We start from the raw sequence: 16,810 nt of genomic DNA on the forward strand, positions 1-16,810 counted from the left end.
GGCGCGCCGTGAACCTGTGGGCGCGCTCACTGCACGGTGCGGGACGGGCGGAGGTGGTCGCCTTCCGGCGCCTTCGTCGCACGCTCCTCAGGGGTGCAGTCGCACGGCGCTGGCGCGCCGTGGACGCTCCTACGCCCGTTTCCGCAGCTTGCGGCGTTCGCGCTCGGAGAGGCCGCCCCAGATGCCGAAGCGTTCGTCGTTCTCGAGCGCGTACTCGAGGCACTGTGCCCGGACCTCGCACGAGGTGCAGATCTTCTTCGCCTCGCGCGTGGAGCCGCCCTTCTCGGGGAAGAACGCCTCGGGGTCGGTCTGCGCGCAGAGCGAGTCGACCTGCCAGGCGAGCGGGTTCTCCTCGTCGTCGGTCTCCGGACGTCGGACACCCGGGACGCCGAGCGCCACGGGATCGACGTGCCAGTCCTCCGGAACTCCGGCGTGGAACTCGGAACCGTTCACCCTGATCACCCCTGCCGCCTCGACAACGAACCCCAACTCTTGCGGCCGTTGCCTGTAATTACAGCGGTGTCATTCGCCTGAGTCAAGTCGCGGATCATAGAAGGCACTGACCGCTCCAGCGTGTCATGTCCCCCGTTTGGGCGTGTCGCGCCGCGCGGGTGGGCCTTCCGGGGGACAACTGACGCGTCCTCAGGCGCTCAGGAGGCGCTGCGACGGGCCTCCCACGCGCTCGACACCATCTCGTCCAGGGAGTGCCGCATGGCCCACTCGAGGTCACGGGCGGCGGCCTCGCCGGTCGCGACGATGCGGGCCGGGTCGCCGGGGCGCCGGGGTGCGATCTCGGGGTCGAAGGCGATCCCGGTGCCCGCCACCATGGCGTCCATGATCTGCCGGACGCTCACACCGTCGCCGCTGCCGAGGTTGTAGGCGCGCTCGAGCGGCTCCCCCGCCTCGAGCTTCCGCGCGGCCACCGCGTGCGAGTGCGCCAGGTCGGCGACGTGCACGTAGTCGCGCACGCACGTGCCGTCCGGGGTGGCGTAGTCGTCACCGTTGATCCGCGGGGTCCGGCCGGCGAGCAGCGCGTCGAAGACCAGCGGGAACAGGTTGTGCGGGCTCGCGTCGTACAGGTCGGGCTCCCCCGAACCGACGACGTTGAAGTACCGGAGCGACGTCGTGGTGAAGCCCGCGGCGACCTCCATGTCGCGCAGCAGCCACTCGCCGATGAGCTTCGACTCGCCGTAGGGCGACTCCGGGTTCTTCGGGGTGGACTCGACCACGGTCTCGACGTCCGGCGTGCCGTAGACCGCCGCGCTCGACGAGAACACCGCCTTGGTGACGCCGGTCTCGGCCATCGCACGCAGCAGGGTCGCCATCCCGGTGACGTTCTGCTCGTAGGTGTGCAGCGGACGCTCGACCGAGACGCCGGCGTACTTGAACCCCGCGACGTGGACCACGCCGGTGACCTCGTGCTCGCGCAGGGTGCGTGCGACGAGCTCGCCGTCGAGGATCGTGCCCTCGACGAACGGCACGTCGTCCGGGACGAACGCGCGGAAACCGCTCGAGAGGTCGTCGAACGCGACCGTGTCGATGCCGGCCGAGCGCAGTGCTCGGACGACGTGGGACCCGATGTACCCGGCACCGCCGGTGACCAGCCAACTCATGCTCGCCACGCTAGCGGACGTCGGCGACGCCCCGGTGGCGGTGCCGGTGCGCGCCCTAGGCGCCGGTGGCGATGAACACGGTCGACGTGATGCCGTCGGAGGAGTCCGCCTCGACCGTCACGTCGCCCTCGTCCGGCGTGATGAAGCACGACTCGCCCTTGCGGAGCAGGATCGCCGACCGCGCGCCGACGAGCGTGACGACGCCCTCGGTGCACACGGCGATGGACGGGCCGACGAGCGGGGCGACCCCGCCCGTGCTCAGTCCGACCGGGCGGCCGTCGCCGTCCACCCGCAGCAGCGCGAACCCGACGCCGTCCGGCGCGAACCGGTCGACGCCCGGGGCGATGCGCTCGGGCTCGAGGACCGGGGCCGGGTACGCGGTGAAGTCGAGCACCCGCAGGAGCTCCGGCACGTCGACGTGCTTCGGCGTGAGCCCCCCGCGCAGCACGTTGTCCGACGGCGCCATCAGCTCGATGCCGAGTCCGTCGAGGTAGGCGTGGATGTTGCCGGCGGGCAGGTACATGGCCTGTCCGGCGGCGAGCGTCACCCGGTGCATGAGCAGGGAGACGACGATGCCGGGGTCGCCGGGCCAGCTGGTGGCCAGGTCGCGGACGGTCGCGGTGTTCGGGGTGAGCAGGTCGTCGTCGAGCGAGACGGCCAGGTCGCTCACGGCCTGCACCACGGCGAGCGCGGACTCGTCGGCGGTCTCGAGCCAGCGGACGGTGTCCTCGAGCCCGTGCAGCAGGTGCACCTCGAGCGGACCGAGCCGTCCGGTGCCCGCATCGAGCACGCGCACCTCGGCCAGGGTCTCCTCGACGGGGCGGAAGCCGCTCAGCGCCTCGAACCGCTCGCTCAGCGCGACGACGAGCTCGGGCTTCGGGAACGGGTCCTTGTAGTTGCGTGCCGGGTCGTCGAGCGGGATCCCCTCGCGCTCCTCGCGGGCGAACCCGTCCTCGGCCTGCTCCGGGGTGGGGTGCGCCTGCAGCGAGAGCGGTGCCGCCGCTGCGAGCACCTTGAGCAGGAACGGCAGGCCGGTGCGGTCGCCGCCCAGGGCGTCCTGCGGCTCGGCGGCGATCCAGTCGAGCAGCGTGTCGGCCCCACCGACCATGGCCGGGTTCACGACGACGCTGGGGCTGCCGGCGTGGGCGCCGAGCCAGAGCTCCGCCTGCGGGGCACCCGTGACGGTGCGGCCGAGGAGCTCCGGGATCGCGGTGACCGAGCCCCAGGCGTAGTCGCGGGGGGTGTTCGTGATGCCGAGGAACATGGGCCAGAGCCTACCGGCGCGGCGCGCGACACTAGAATCTCCGCGATGTCTGCAAGCACGGTGGAGTCACCGCCCCGAGGATCCCTGCGTTCCTCCCCCCGCCGCACGGCCGACCCCACGCGGTGGGACATCCAGGGCCTCCGGGCGTTCGCGGTCCTCGCCGTCGTGCTCTACCACCTGTGGCCGAACCGGCTGCCGGGCGGGTTCGTCGGCGTGGACGTGTTCTTCGTCATCTCGGGCTTCCTGATCACCGGGCACCTGCTGCGTGAGCTGACCGCCACCGGCCGGATCGGGCTCGCCGGGTTCTGGTCGCGGCGGGCGAAGCGGCTGCTCCCCGGGGCCTTCCTCACGATCGCCGCGACGGGGACCGCCGTGCTGGTCTGGGTCCCGAGCGCGCTGTGGGGCCAGTACGGCCGTGAGCTCATCGCCTCGACGGTCTACGTGCAGAACTGGCAGCTGGCCGCCGACGCGGTCGACTACCTGGCGCAGGGCAACCAGGCGTCCCCCTTCCAGCACTTCTGGTCGCTGTCGGTCGAGGAGCAGTTCTACATCGCCCTCCCGCTCCTGCTGCTCGGCGCGCTGTGGGTCGCACGGCGCGCACGGCGGGACGGCGTCTCCCCGGTCGTCGTCGCGCAGGTGCTCCTCGGCGCCGTCGTGGTCCTGTCCCTGGGGTGGAGCATCGTCCAGACCCACACCGCCTCGGGGATCGCGTACTTCTCGACGGCGACGCGGGCGTGGGAGTTCGCGCTCGGCGGGCTCGCGGCGACGATCCCGCTCGCGGCGCCGCGCACGCCCCCCGCCCGGACGGTGCGGGTCGTGGGAGCCTGGGTCGGCGCGGCCGGGCTCGTCGCGTCGCTCGTGCTGATCACCGGGTCCACGCCCTTCCCGGGCATCGCCGCCGCGCTGCCGGTCGTGTCGGCGACGCTCGTCGTGCTCTTCGGCGCGCACTCCGGGCTGCAGCGGGTCGGCAGGCTGACCCCGATCGCGTTCCTGGGTCGGATCTCGTACGCCGTCTACCTGTGGCACTGGCCCGCCGTCGTCATCCTGCCGATCGCGCTCCGCCACGAGCTCACCACCAAGGACAAGGTCGCGATCCTCGTCGGTGCGGTGCTCATCGGCGCGGTCACCACGATCTGCATCGAGGAACCGCTCCGGTTCTCCGGCTGGGTGCGGGCACTGCGTCCGCGCCGGGTCGCGCTCTACGGCGCCCTGAGCACCGTGCTCGTCGTGGCGCTCGGTGCCGCCTCGCTGGCGGCGCTGCACGTGCAGCAGGTGCAGGCGGCCGAGTTCCAGCAGCGCCTCAGCACCGGCGACGTGCGCTGCTTCGGTGCCGCCGCACGGATCTCGTCGTCCGACCCCTGCGTGAACCCCGATCTGGCAGACGTCCGGGTCCCCTCGGCCGCGAACGCGCTCGACGACGACTCGAACCGGGGGGCGTGCTGGTCGAACGACTCGAGCGCCTTCAACGTCTGCGAACTCGGGCCGAAGTCCGGCTACACGGAGCACCTCATCGCGATCGGCGACTCGCACAACAACGTCTTCGTGGACACCTACGCGGCGATCGCGAAGGCGAACAACTGGCGCATCGACGTGGCGGGACACCAGAGCTGCTACCTCACCACCGCGGTGCAGAAGGCGAACACGGTGAAGCAGGTCGACGACTGCACCGCGTGGAAGCAGAACGCGATGGCCTACCTGCGCGCGCACGGTGACCTGGACGGCGTGATCGTGACGCACTCCACCGGCAACGGCCCCGTCGCCTCGGTGCCCGGGCAGTCGGACAGCGAGACCGTCGTCGACGGCATGGTGGGAGCGTGGCAGGCGGCGGCCGACGCGGGCATCCCGGTCCTCGCACTCCGCGACAACCCGACCGCGCGGACCGACGTGGTGGCGTGCGTCGGCCAGATGTCGGGCCCGACGACGAGCGCGTGCGACTCGAGCCGGTCGTTCGGCTTCGGTCTGTTCGACGGCTCGGAGCAGGCTGCCGCCCGGATGCCCGGCAAGGCCCGGGTGATCGACCTGTCGCAGTACTACTGCACCGACACCACCTGCCCGGCGGTCATCGGCGGCGTGCTCGTGCACCGCGACCGCACCCACCTGACGAACACCTTCGCGACGACCCTGGCGCCGTACCTCGGCGACGAGATCGCCCGCACGCTCGCCGCCTTCCGCGAGGACGGACGCGGATGACCCCGTACCCTGACGTCGTGACGAACACCTGGCCGCTCTCGCGCGGCACCGTACCCGAGCGCGAGGCGTTCTCGTTCGGTGCGACGCTGCTCTTCGTCCTGTTCGCCGGCGACGCCTTCCCGAACACCCTGACCTGGTTCGGGGCCGCTGCAGTGTGGGCACTCGTCGCAGTGTGGGGCGTGACGATCCTGGTCAGGGCGAAGCCGCCGCTGGTCCGGACACCGTGGGCGCTCTGGTTCTTCCTCGCCTGGTGCCTGGTGTCCGTCGCCTGGTCGCACTGGCGCCCGGCGACGCTCGCGAGCATCGCCGCGCAGGTGATCTGCGCCGCGATGGCGTTCGCGGTCGCGTCGACCCTGACGTGGCGTCGGATCCTGGACGCGATGAGCCTCGCGTTCCGCTGGGTGCTGATGGGGTCGCTGCTGTTCGAGGCCGTGGTGGCCGTCGTCGTCCGGCACCCGATCGTCCCGGTCTGGACCGACTACGGCGACCGGGACATCCCCGACGCCTTCTACTTCTCCCGCGCCGAACTGCTGACCGGCGGTCGCATCCAGGGGTTGCCCGGCAACGCGAACCTGCTCGCGATGGTCGCCCTGCTCGCCGCGATCGCCATCGCCCTGCAGTTCGCCGAGGGCCGCATGAGCAGGAACCGCTCCGTCGGCTGGCTCGTCGTGGCCGGCGCGGTCCTGGTCCTCACCCGCTCGTCGACCGTGCTCGCCGCCGCGCTCGTCGTCGCCGCCGCACTGTTCGTCGCGCTCTGGATCCGACGCGTCCCCACCGACCGCCGGACGCCGCGGTACCTCCTCGCCCTGGTCGGCGCGGCCGTCGTCGGCCTCGGGGCGTTCGCAGCCCGTGGGACCGTGTCGGAGCTCCTCGGCAAGGGCACGGACGCGACGGGCCGCGGGGACATCTGGCAGCGCGTGCTCGAGCTGATCGACCAGCACCCGGTCCTCGGTTGGGGGTGGATCGGGTACTGGTGGCCGGACATCCCCACGCTCGCCGACCTCGCGCACCGCAAGGGTGTGACGTACCTGCAGGCCCACGACGCGTACCTGGACGTGTGGATGCAGACCGGCATCATCGGCTTGGTCCTGTTCGCCCTGTACGTCGTGACGACGCTCGACAGGTCGTGGTCGTCCGCGACCAGGATCGGGTACGACGCCGTCGGGACCCCCAGGTCGTTCGACCCGGTGTCGCTCCTGCCGCTCCTCGTCGTCGTGGCGCTGCTCGTGCAGTCCGTCGCCGAGTCGCGGTTGCTGTACCAGGGGAACTGGGTCCTGTTCGCCCTCGTCGCGATCAAGACCCGCATCGTCCTGGTCGGCGAGGAACCCCGGTCGGCCGGCGACGGCCCGCGCACCCCGCCGGCCCGGCGGGAGTGGCGACTGCCGATCGCACGCTGACCGCGGAGCACCCGGCGGTCAGCGCTCGAGCAGCCTCGCGCACGGCACCCTGGCCGTCCACGGCGCCTTCCGGACCTCGACGTCCCGCGTGGGGTCGCCGTCGCACGCAGCGACCGCGCCGGGGATCTGCGTCGCCCAGACCGGGCCGTCACTCCGCCGTGTCGCACCGGGGGCCAGGTTGCCCACCACCGCGACGACCAGGACGGCGACGACCGACCAGCCCGCCAGCACGCGGACGAAGCGGACACCGCCCGCCGGCCGTGCCACTCGACGCGACGGTCGTCCCGCCCGACGCGCCGGTCGTGCGTCGAGGAGCACACTCGCCGCGACGACCACCGCTGCCAGCAGGAGCATCCCCGACGCCGCGGCGTAGCGCAGTGCCGGGACGGCTGCGAGTGCCGGGATCGGGCGTGCCCACGCCTGTTCCTGTCCCCCGTTGGCGAGCAGCGCTGCCCACCACACGCCGCCGGACACGACGGCGAGCGCGAGGATCAGCCAGCGTGCGCGCCACGTCCCGACGACGAGTGCGCCCACCACCGCGACGGCGACCAGCAGGACAGGCACGAGCACGACACCCCAGCCGTGGGTCACGACGGCGCGGACGGCGGCACCGACGTCCGGTGTCCAGATCCCCGCGACGGGTTGCAGCAGCCACCCGGCGACCACGTCGGTGAACGCCGGCGTCCCCGACGGCTGCGATCGCTGGTCGGTGAGGGCAGCTGCCACCTGCGCCCCGGCGCCGATCAGGGCGACGATGGTCACCGGGACCGCGCGTGGCCATGCCCGGGCACCCGAAGCGTCCCGCAGGGGGAACCACGCGAGGAGCAGGAGCGGCAGGAACAGCACGGTCTGCAACTCCGTGAGGACCGCGAAGGCGGTCAGGACGGCGACCGTACCGGAGGCCCACCACGTCCGCGCGCGGTACGCGAACAACCAGGGGGCGGCGAAGAGCATGTACCAGTGCAGGTTCGCGGCGTTCCCGCTGATCTCGTGGGGGGCGAGCGGGAGCAGGGCCGGCACCGCGGCGAGCAGGGCTCGGAGCGGCCACTGCGGCACGACGTCTCGCGCGAGCACGAACACCGTGGTGCCCACCGCGCCCACGACGAGGCAGGCCCCAGCGGACAGTGCCCGGGCGTAGTCCTGGACCGGCAGCGCCCAGGCGACGTCGACGAGCAACCGGGGCACGAGGTGCAGGTAGCCGGCGTAGGGGTGCAGCAGGGAGTCGACGGCGCCGAGGGTGATGCGTTCCCGGAGGAACAGCCCGCCGTCCTCCGCCCACACGGTGCCACGTGCCGTCGGCCCGAGTCGCCACCAGGCGAGCGCGGCCGTGGCGATGCCGACCAGGACCGCCGCGGCGACCACTCGGAAGCCGTCGAGACGGCGGTGGCTGGCGCTCGCAGGGTGCTGCATCGTCCGACGACGCTAGCCGGTTCATCACACATCGTCGATATCGACGCTCCGCGATGACCTGGTACCGAGGTCCGTGCACCAAGATGGTGGGGTGACGGACGGACGGCTGACGAAGCGGGTGCGGGCACGCCGCTACCTCTCCGCTTGGATCGGGTTCTCCGCCGGCGGGCGGTTCAGCCAGGCGCTCGCGACGGTCATCGTGCTGTTCGCGTTCGGGCAGCCCACCGTCGGGGCCGTGGTCGGTACCGCCGGCACGTGGGCGGTGCTCGTCACGCTGTTCGTGCTCGCCGGCCTGAGCCTGCTCGGGCAGCGGTACCGGATCGAGTGGCACGGAGTGCTGCCGCTGTCCCTGCTGGCGTTCCTCGGGTACTGCGCCTTGAGCGTGCTCTGGAGCGAGTACTCGTGGGTCGCGCTGCGGGGGCTCGTCGCCACCGTGTGCTTCATGGGTCTGGGGCTGTACCTGGCGCTCGGACGCGACCTCGTCCAGGTGATCCGAGCGTCGGGTGACGCGTTCCGGATCCTCCTCGTGACCGCCCTCGGCCTCGAGGTGCTGTCCGGCCTGGTGCTCGACGTGCCGTTCCCGGCGTTCGGCATCCGCGGTGACATCGCTTACGGCGGCCCGATCCAGGGCATCGGCGGTACCCGCAACTTCATGGGGTTCATCGCCGCCATGGCGCTCGTCACCTTCGTGGTCGAGTTCCTCACCCGCTCCGTCACCCTCTGGCGGGCCGTCGCCTCCACTGCCCTGGCCGTCATCGCGCTGATGCTCGTCCAGTCCCCCATCACCGGACTCGCGATGATCGCCCTGGCCGTCACGGCGCTGGCGCTCTGGTCACTCCGGCACGCCAGACCGGCGACGCGCCCGGTGGTGAACGGCGTCCTCGGCGCCACCGTCCTGCTGGCCCTCGTCGTCGCGGTCCTCGCCCGCGGTCGGCTGCTGGCCGAGATGGGTGCCGCGGGGGGCACCGCCACGCGCATCGACCTGTGGTCGCAGATCCGCGTGCTCACCGAGCGCTACCCGATCCAGGGGTGGGGATGGGTCGGCACCTGGCCGCGCGAAGCCGTGGTGCCGTACGTGACCCTGATCGACCCGGCGGGGATGCGGTTCCACTCAGGGCTCAACGCCTTCGTCGACGCCTGGCTGCAGATCGGGCTCGCCGGCACGATCATCCTGGCCGTGACGGCACTGCTGGCGTTCGCGCGGGCCTGGGTGACCGCGACGACGTTCCCCGGCGTGGCGTACGTGTGGCCGGCCGCGGTACTGGTGCTGCTGGCCGTCACGAGCACCGCGGAGAGCTACCTGCTGCACGGCGCGGGCCTGATGGTCTTCGTGACGGTGCTCGTGATCGCTGCCCGGCGGCGCTCGTGGCGCCGCCACCTGCCGCGCCCCTGAACCGCAGCCCCCGCGCCGCAGCGCCCCTCCGCACCTCGGCTACGGTCGCCCGGAAGGAGTGCCCGTTCGAGTCGATCGACCCGGGGTCCGTGTGGGCGCGGGCGCCACGGCGCCCGCCCTCGTCACCGGCTCGTCAGGCGCCGCTTGATCTTGCCCGCGACGCTGCGCGGGCCCTCGGTGCGGAAGTAGTGCACCGCACGGCCGACGTCGTACCGGACGCCCGAGAGCTTCTTGCGCTCCGGCACCCGCACGCGCATCTGGTGGGCTTCGGCCACGGCCACCGTGTCCCGCACCGACTTGTCGGCGGCGCGGACGGGGTTCCGGCAGAACTCGACGAGCGGCGCGAGGACGTTCTCCCACGTGAACTGCTCGCGGATGCGGTCGACGTTCCCGATGAACTCGGCGCGCGCCTTCTTGTCGAACAGTGCCGTCTCGAGTGCGTCGGCGAGGGTGTCGATGTCCTGCTCGTGCACGGCGATGCCGAGCTTCTCCGCGGCGACGAGGTCGCCGAACGAGTCACCGGCGGTCGTCACGATGGGCAGACGGGCCCACAGGTAGTCGAGGATCCGGGTCCGGAACGAGAACGTCGTCTCGAGGTGCTCGTAGTGCGTCGAGACGCCGGCGTCGGCCTCGAGCAGGTAGGCGCCGCGTTCCTCGTACGGGATCCACGCGTCGTTGAAGAAGACGTTCTTGCCGGTCAGCCCCAGGGCGTCCGCCTCGGCGCGGACCTTCGCGACGATGTCCATCTCGGGCACGTCGGGGTTCGGGTGCTGCACGCCCATGAAGAAGAGCTTGACGTTCGGCTTCCGCTCGGCGAGCTGACCGATCGCCCGCACGAGCGTGATCGGGTCGAACCAGTCGTAGATGCCGCCGCCCCAGACGACGAGCTTGTCGTTCTTGCCGATGCCCGGCACGACGCCCTTGACCCGCGGCTGGTCGTGCACCGGCGGCGTCGAGGACAGGCCGAACGGCACGACGCCGATGAGCGACCGGAGGTCGGGGTCGCGGGAGTACGTGCGAGCGTTCACACGGCCGGAGCCGGCGAGCTGCCCGAGCCAGAACATGCGCTGCCGCTCGGACGCGCAGATGAAGTAGTCACCGAGTTCGAGCTGGTGGTTGAGCGTGTCCGAGGCGTCGAGGATCTGCCGGTTCCACTGGTCGACGTCGTCGCTGCGGCCCTGCTCGAGCTGCTCGAGGTGCAGCGGGTCGTACACGTCGACCACCAGGATCTTGCGGGTCGACTCGAGGACGGGGAACAGGCGCAGCGCGTGGCCCTGGACGATGATCACGTCGGCCCAGGCCTCGTGCTCGACCATCTGGCGCGGGTGTCGGTGCGGGACCGTGACGACGTCGTACGACGGGTCGATCTGCGTCGAGCGGGTGAGGCTGATCACGCGCACGTCGTGTTCGTCGGCGAGCTGCTTCGCCATCTGGGTGGCGCGGATCGCGGGGCCGGCCATCTTCTCGCCGATGGAGTCACCGGTGACGATGAGGATCCGGCGCCGTGCACCGACCTCGAGCACCCCGAGCGAGTGCACGATCTTGTCGTAGCCGGCCAGGTAGTTCTCGATCGGGTAGGCCGGCTCGTCGCGGTTGCCGAACAGGCGCAGGAGTTCGCGGTCGGTGCGGACGCGCGTCGCCTGGATCGCGCGGCGCGACTCGGTCATCGACGGCAGCTGCTCGACGAACTGGTCGACACCGTAGATCCCCGCCATGCTGGTCTTCGCCACCGGGATGGTCGGGACGCTGTCGTCACCGGGGTTGCGCAGGTCGAGCGACGTGGAGTCGAGCTCGCCGCGGCCCACGGCACGGCGGACCGCGAGCGCCAGCGACCCGGGCAGGGCCGCGGCCAGCTGCTCGTCGCCGAGGTTCTTGTAGAGCGTGAAGAGGGCGTTGCGTTCGAGCAGGTAGGTCTCACGGAAGTCGCCGAACTTGTTCATCGACGCGTGGTGCTTGTGGAACGCCACCGACTTCGGCTGGTACCGGAAGCGCCAGCCGAGCAGGTTGAGGCGCCACCCGAGGTCGACGTCCTCGTAGAACATGAAGTAGCGGTCGTCGAAGCCACCGAGCTGCTCGAAGAGCTCGGCGCGGATGAACATCGCGGCGCCGGTGCCGAACAGGACGTCGGTCTCGCTCTCCCACCGCCCGGTGTCCGGCGACCCGGCGAACGGCTTGTAGCCCATGCCGTACCAGGTCATCGCGGCCTCGGTGAAGTCGACGTTGACGCCTTCCCAGTCGAGGACCTTCGACGCCACGGCGCCGATGTCGGCGCCGGACGCGAACGTGGCCATCGCCTCACGCACCCAGCCGGCGTCCGGGCGGGCGTCGTTGTTGAGGAACGCCACGATCTCGCCCGACGAGTGCTCGACGCCCAGGTTGCACCCGCCGGTGAAGCCGAGGTTCGCGCCGGAGTCGACGAAGGTGAAGTCGAGGTCCGAGGCCTTCAGCCGCCCGACGTGCTCGGCACCGGAGCCGTTGTCGACGACGATGACCTCGAGCCGGTCCTGCGGCCAGTCCTGCTTGCGGAGCTCGGCGATGCTCGTCAGGGTGTCGTCGGTGCCCTTGTAGTTCACGAGGACGACGGAAACGACTCCTGGCTTGCGCTCTGTCACGACGAGTTCCTCCAGCTGCTGCCGCGCCTGCGGCACGGTTCGGTGATGCGGGCGCCGGGGATGCCCGGCGACCGACAACACCCTACAAGGCGCAGCACGGCGCTCGGCGGAGGTCGGGTGTGCTTCGTGCACAATGGCACCGTGATGCACCCCGCGATCCCGTCCTCCCCCGTCTCGTCCCCCCTCGCAGCCGAGTACGAGGCGATCGCCCGCGGCGACCACGCGACGGGGACCAGGGGCACGATCCGATTCGCGGTGTCGACCGACGACACGACCGAGGGCAAGGGCGACCTGTTCGTCGCCCTCGGGCTGGCCCGGGCGCTCCGCGCGGAGGGCTGGGGCGTGGACGTCTGGCCGATCCGGCGCTGGGCCGAGGACGTCCCCGAGGACACGACGGTGCTCGTCAGCATGATCGAGTCGTTCGTCCCCGGTCTCGTCCCGGCGAGGACCGCCACCGTCGCGTGGGTGCGGAACTGGACGGCCAAGTGGGCGTCGGTGCCGTACCTGGCCGAGTTCGACGCGGTGTGGGCGTCGTCGACGATCGCCCGCGACGAACTGTCGCGCGTGGTGGACGTGCCGGTCGAGGTGGTGCCGATCGGTGTCGACCTCGACCTGTTCACCCCCGACGCGGACGGGACGACGACGACGCCGCGGACGGGCCGCACCGTCACGACCGTCAACTTCTGGGGAGCGCGCCGCGGCGTGCAGGACGTGCTGCAGCGGGTCTCCCCCGCCGAGCCGATCGTCTGGTTCGCCGCGAACGCCGTGCACATCGACCCCGCCCCCGGCGTCGAGCTCCGCTCGGCGGTGTCGTACTTCGCCCTGCCCGCGGTGTACCGCGCCGCCGCGTTCGTGGTCGACGACGTCATCGAGCCCGCCGCGGCGTTCGGCACGCTCAACTCGCGCCTCTACGAGTCGCTGGCGTGCGGGGCACTGCCGGTCACCTCCTGCGCGCTCGGCCTCGACGAACTCGGACTGGCCGACGTCCCCGTCTTCACCGACGCCCCCTCCCTCGAACGTGCGATCACGATGCCGGCCGCCGAACGGGACGCCCTGGTCGCGCGGCTCCGCTCCGTCGTGGTGGAACGGCACTCCTACGCGGCGCGCGCTGCGCAGGTCGCCCCGTCGCTCGACGCGGCGATCTCGCACGCCGCGGCGAAGACCGGCGCCGGCCCGCTGCTCCGCTGGACCGCGCAGCAGCGCGAGCTGCTCCGGGCGACCGAGCAGGAGCGCGATGTGCACCGCGCGGGGGTCGAGGACATCAACCGGCGGCTCATCGTGTCCGAGGAAGCGGTCGCCGTCCTCGACCACGCACGCAAGGAGGCCGAAGCGGCGCAGCACGCCGCCGAGGCCGAACGCGACGCGATCGCGACCCGGTACGACGCGCTGACGCACTCGGCCGAGTTCCGTGCCCTCGACCGCCTCGGCGGCGTCGCCCGCGCGCTCCGCCGACGCGCCTGACGGCGACGGAGCGGCTTCGGGACCGGAGCAGCTCCGAGACCGGCCGCGCGCCCGGGACGGCGACGCAGACGGACGGGAGGCTCCCCCCGGGCACGGCCGGTCCACCGCCGGTGCGTCGGCCCGGGACGGCGGTGCAGACGGACGGGAGGCGCGGTGCCAGCTGGCACCGCGCCTCCCGTCCGTCTGGTGGACCCGCTACGAGACGGTGACCGTCTTCGAACCGAAGTCCTTGTAGACGCCACCGGGGAGCTCCTGGTACCAGACTCGCACGGTGTGCTTGCCCGGCTTCACACCGGTGAGCGTGACCGCGAGTCCGACGTCGGACCCCCAGCCTGGGTGGACCTTCTCGACGTCGGCGCGGACCGCGTTCGCACTGCCCGCTGCCGCGCCGACGCCGTCGACGTGGATCTTGTACTTGACCGGGTCGAACGTGTCCGGGTCGATCGCCCAGCCCTTCACCGCGACCGTGCCCTTGCCGCCGGTCGCCGCGTCGTAGGCGCCGTACACGGCTCCGGTCTTCCCCGTCGGTGCGGGGACGGCGTCCTGGACCGTCACCCGCTGCGTGCCGAAGCTGACGTAGTTGCCGCCGGGCAGGTCCTGGTACCAGACCGTGACCGTGTGGCTGCCCGCGCTGACGCCCTGCAGCGTCACCGCGAGACCGACGTCGTTCCCCCAGCCGGGCTTCGCGGCACCGATGTCCGTGCGGACCGCGTTCGCGCTGCCCGCCGCGGCGCCGACACCGTCGAGGTGGATCTTGTACTTGACCGGGTCGTACCGGTCCGGGTCGATCGCCCAGCCGGTGAGCGCGACGGTGTTCGGTCCGGCGGTCGCCTTCTCGAACGCGCCGGTGACGGCACCGGTCTTGCCGGTGGTGCCGGTCGACGGCGGGGCCGCCACCGTCACGGTCTTCGAGCCGGCGCTGACGTAGTTGCCGCTCGGCAGGTCCTGCCACCAGACGGTGACGGTGTGCCGACCGGGCTCGATGTCGGTCAGGGTCGCCGTCAGACCGTGCGCGGAGCCCCACTTCGGGTACGACTGCGACACGTCGCTCCGGGCGGCGCTCGCACTGCCGGCCGCCGCGCCGACACCGTCGACGTGGATCTTGTACTTGACCGGCGCGAACGTGTCCGGGTCGACCGCCCAGCCCTTGAGCGCGACCGAGCGGACCCCGGCGGTCGCTGACTCGAAGGCACCCTTCACCGCACCGGAGGTCCCGGTCGCCGCGGTGACGGTCGTCGTCTTCGAGGCGACCTTGACCCACGTCGCGCCGGGCTTGTCCTGGGTCCAGAGCGAGACCGTCCGGGAGCCGGCGGCGACGCCCTGGATCGTCTTCGAGAACCCGACCGTGGAGCTCGTGCCCGGGTACTTCGCAGCGATGTCGGTGCGCACGACGTCGGCGGTCGCGGCGATCGCGCCGACGCTGTCCACCTGCACCTTGTAGGCGGTGGCGGCGGACGAGTCGCGGTCGAGCGCCCAGCCGCTGACGGCGATGGTGCCGGTCCCGCCGGTGACGGTCTCCAGACTGCCGACCGGGGCCGAGGCCGGCACCGTCACGTCCCCGCAGTTGAGCAGCGTGTTCGCACCCGCGCCGACGTTGATGCCGAACACGCAGACGTTGTGCTTGCCGGGTGTGATGCCCGAGAGCGTCGTCTGGAAGCCGTGCGCCGTGTTGTTCGCACCGAGCAGCGAGGCCAGGTCGGTGCGGACGGTGTCGGCGCGGACCGACGCCTTGCCGACGCCGTCGACGTAGAACTGCGCCTTGATCGACTCGGTCGAGTCCGGGTCGGCCGTCCAGCCGCGCACCGTGATGGTGCCGCCGGCCGCGCCGCTCTGGGAGTCGACGCTGCCGATCGGCGACGAGCCGCCCGTGGGCGATCCGAACCAGTCGGTGTACATCCGCCAGAAGTTGCGGTTGCCGTAGGCCGAGCAGGAGTCACCGGTGCCGTAGAGGTTCGACATCGCAGCGCTGTTGGGGGTGTACGGCGTGTAGATGTACAGGGCCGCGGTCGCCTGGTTCTTGATGTTGACCGTCTTGCGGCCGCAGGCGGCGTTCGGGTTGTACAGGATCGCGTTGTTGCGGCCCGCCTGGTACGCCCACGACGTCGGGGTCGCCTGGTAGCGCTTGAACTGCAACGCGGCGGCGTACACCTGCTGGCCGAAGCCGTAGTACGCGGGGTCGCACGGAGCGGTGTCCGGGCAGGCGAAGCCCGTTGCGTGCAGGTACATGTAGCTCGTCGGCGAGCTCGTCGCGACGATGCCCTGCTCCTTCTGCAGCAGCACGAGCAGCACCTTCTGGCTGATCCCGCACGCGGCACCGACCTGCGCGATGATCGTCGCGGCCGACTTGCTGCCGCCGGGGATCGCCGAGCACCGGTTCGCGACGGCACCGATGGCGCTCATGTTCTGCGTGAAGTTCTTCAGGCAGGCCGGGCCACCGGACCGCGGCGTGCAGTTCGGGGCGACGCTGTTCAGGAACGACTGCACGGCCGACCCGCTCATCGCGCCGCCGTTGTAGAAGTTGGCGTCGCTGATGATGTTGCCAGGGTCGAAGTTCGCCGCGACGGCGGCCGACGCGGACTCCGTCGTCGTCTGCTCCGACACGATCGTGCCGATGGTCAGGCCGCTCACCGCGATCGCGAGCGCGGCGACCATGCCGAGCACCGAACGCAGGGGACGGCGTCGACCGCCGTCGGTCAGGATGGAACGCATCACGGCACCTCCGCCGTCATCGGGTCGGACGTGGTCGAGGCCGACCCGACCGAGTACTCGAGGGTGATCGACCAGGTCCCGGCGGAGAGCTGGCTCGCGGGGAACGACACCTGCGCGCAGTTCACCGACGACGCGCTCGCCTCGGCCGTGCTCGTCTGGGTGCGGGCGACGCCGCCCTTGCTGGCCCGGAACGTGCACTTGCCGGACGTGTCGGTCGTGCCCGACACGAGTCCGCCCGCCTGCAGGGTCTTGGTACCGGCGTCCCACCCGGAGAACGTCACGAGTGCCGTGGCCGGGAAGTCCGAGGGGTCGGTGTCGGGTTCGGGGGTCTGCCCGCTGCCGGGGAACGCCGAGGGCACGTCGTCGTCGGACGGCTCCGCACTCGCGGGAGCGGACGAGGACGACGAGGGTCCGGACGACGTACCCGACGCGCTGGGCGAGGGGCTGACCGTCCGCGAGGGGCTCGACGACGGGGTGGGGTCGTCGCCGGCGGAACAACCCGCCGTGAAGAGACTGAGAGCACCGACCACCGCGAGCGCAGCGATCGACCGTGGAGCAAGCTGCATGCTTTCGGGCCGTCCTGTGGTTGTTGACAAGGGTCCGGGTTGCGTCAACGGTAACCCGAAAGTGAAGGTTGAGGGTTGCTGCTGCGCACTTTCACCCCCGCACGGGGGTGGACGACGGGTGTCGTCCGGCTCACGGTGCGCGCCGACGACCTCAGCGGTCCAGTGAGTATGCTGTTCCGGTCCTGCCCCCACCGA

At 71.6% G+C, this 16,810-nt stretch carries 11 protein-coding genes; 4 read left to right on the forward strand and 7 right to left on the reverse strand.

Features of this window, described 5'->3' with window-relative positions:
- Positions 1-129 precede the first annotated feature (129 nt).
- From ACZZ9K_RS04570 to manA, 3 genes are all read right to left on the reverse strand, one after another.
- Positions 130-462, reverse strand: a complete 333-nt coding sequence (locus ACZZ9K_RS04570; protein ID WP_081827389.1) for a WhiB family transcriptional regulator — start codon at positions 460-462, stop codon at positions 130-132.
- 188 nt (positions 463-650) lie between these two features.
- Positions 651-1,613, reverse strand: a complete 963-nt coding sequence (gene galE / locus ACZZ9K_RS04575; RefSeq protein ID WP_463443422.1) for a UDP-glucose 4-epimerase GalE — start codon at positions 1,611-1,613, stop codon at positions 651-653.
- Between the two features lie 55 nt (positions 1,614-1,668).
- Positions 1,669-2,877 (reverse strand): mannose-6-phosphate isomerase, class I, encoded by a 1,209-nt coding sequence (gene manA / locus ACZZ9K_RS04580; RefSeq protein ID WP_463443423.1) that lies wholly within the window; start codon positions 2,875-2,877, stop codon positions 1,669-1,671.
- Positions 2,878-2,922: 45 nt separating this feature from the next.
- Between manA and ACZZ9K_RS04585 the strand changes: the two genes are divergently transcribed.
- Together ACZZ9K_RS04585 and ACZZ9K_RS04590 are read left to right on the forward strand one after the other, a co-directional pair.
- The gene (locus ACZZ9K_RS04585) at positions 2,923-5,067 is read left to right on the forward strand and encodes an acyltransferase family protein (RefSeq protein ID WP_463443424.1); all 2,145 of its coding nucleotides are present in this window, start codon (positions 2,923-2,925) and stop codon (positions 5,065-5,067) included.
- A 17-nt stretch (positions 5,068-5,084) separates the two neighbouring features.
- Positions 5,085-6,464, forward strand: coding sequence for an O-antigen ligase family protein (locus tag ACZZ9K_RS04590; RefSeq protein WP_463443425.1), 1,380 nt, complete (start codon positions 5,085-5,087; stop codon positions 6,462-6,464).
- 18 nt (positions 6,465-6,482) lie between these two features.
- Here the strand turns inward: ACZZ9K_RS04590 and ACZZ9K_RS04595 are convergent, their stop codons facing one another.
- Complete coding sequence (locus tag ACZZ9K_RS04595; RefSeq protein WP_463443426.1) at positions 6,483-7,874, reverse strand: hypothetical protein; 1,392 nt, start codon at positions 7,872-7,874, stop codon at positions 6,483-6,485.
- 91 nt (positions 7,875-7,965) lie between these two features.
- Here ACZZ9K_RS04595 and ACZZ9K_RS04600 point away from each other — a divergent pair, with 91 nt between their 5' ends.
- Positions 7,966-9,267, forward strand: coding sequence for an O-antigen ligase family protein (locus ACZZ9K_RS04600; protein WP_138803737.1), 1,302 nt, complete (start codon positions 7,966-7,968; stop codon positions 9,265-9,267).
- A gap of 122 nt (positions 9,268-9,389) precedes the next feature.
- Here the strand turns inward: ACZZ9K_RS04600 and ACZZ9K_RS04605 are convergent, their stop codons facing one another.
- The gene (locus ACZZ9K_RS04605; protein WP_463443427.1) at positions 9,390-12,101 is read right to left on the reverse strand and encodes a glycosyltransferase; all 2,712 of its coding nucleotides are present in this window, start codon (positions 12,099-12,101) and stop codon (positions 9,390-9,392) included.
- On the opposite strand from ACZZ9K_RS04605, the gene ACZZ9K_RS04610 reads away from it, so the two are divergent.
- A complete protein-coding gene (locus ACZZ9K_RS04610) occupies positions 12,024-13,340 on the forward strand; it encodes a glycosyltransferase family protein (protein WP_395876667.1) in 1,317 nt (438 codons plus the stop codon). The two genes, ACZZ9K_RS04605 and ACZZ9K_RS04610, sit on opposite strands and share 78 nt — an antisense overlap.
- A 195-nt stretch (positions 13,341-13,535) precedes the next feature.
- Here the strand turns inward: ACZZ9K_RS04610 and ACZZ9K_RS04615 are convergent, their stop codons facing one another.
- Together ACZZ9K_RS04615 and ACZZ9K_RS04620 are read right to left on the reverse strand one after the other, a co-directional pair.
- Positions 13,536-16,049, reverse strand: a complete 2,514-nt coding sequence (locus ACZZ9K_RS04615; RefSeq protein ID WP_463443428.1) for a hypothetical protein — start codon at positions 16,047-16,049, stop codon at positions 13,536-13,538.
- On the reverse strand, positions 16,049-16,615 hold the full coding sequence (locus ACZZ9K_RS04620) for a hypothetical protein (RefSeq protein WP_463443429.1): 567 nt from the start codon (positions 16,613-16,615) through the stop codon (positions 16,049-16,051). Before ACZZ9K_RS04620 ends, ACZZ9K_RS04615 begins: the two co-directional genes overlap by 1 nt.
- Between the last annotated feature and the right edge of the window lie 195 nt (positions 16,616-16,810).

Source organism: Curtobacterium sp. AC268 (assembly GCF_979258745.1).

Coding starts and splice junctions, on each gene's coding strand:
- galE (WP_463443422.1), bottom strand. CDS start 1,613: ATGAGTTGGCTGGTCACCGGCGGTGCCGGGTACATCGGGTCCCACGTC.
- ACZZ9K_RS04610 (WP_395876667.1), top strand. CDS start 12,024: ATGCACCCCGCGATCCCGTCCTCCCCCGTCTCGTCCCCCCTCGCAGCC.
- ACZZ9K_RS04615 (WP_463443428.1), bottom strand. CDS start 16,049: ATGCGTTCCATCCTGACCGACGGCGGTCGACGCCGTCCCCTGCGTTCG.
- manA (WP_463443423.1), bottom strand. CDS start 2,877: ATGTTCCTCGGCATCACGAACACCCCCCGCGACTACGCCTGGGGCTCG.
- ACZZ9K_RS04585 (WP_463443424.1), top strand. CDS start 2,923: ATGTCTGCAAGCACGGTGGAGTCACCGCCCCGAGGATCCCTGCGTTCC.
- ACZZ9K_RS04595 (WP_463443426.1), bottom strand. CDS start 7,874: ATGCAGCACCCTGCGAGCGCCAGCCACCGCCGTCTCGACGGCTTCCGA.
- ACZZ9K_RS04620 (WP_463443429.1), bottom strand. CDS start 16,615: ATGCAGCTTGCTCCACGGTCGATCGCTGCGCTCGCGGTGGTCGGTGCT.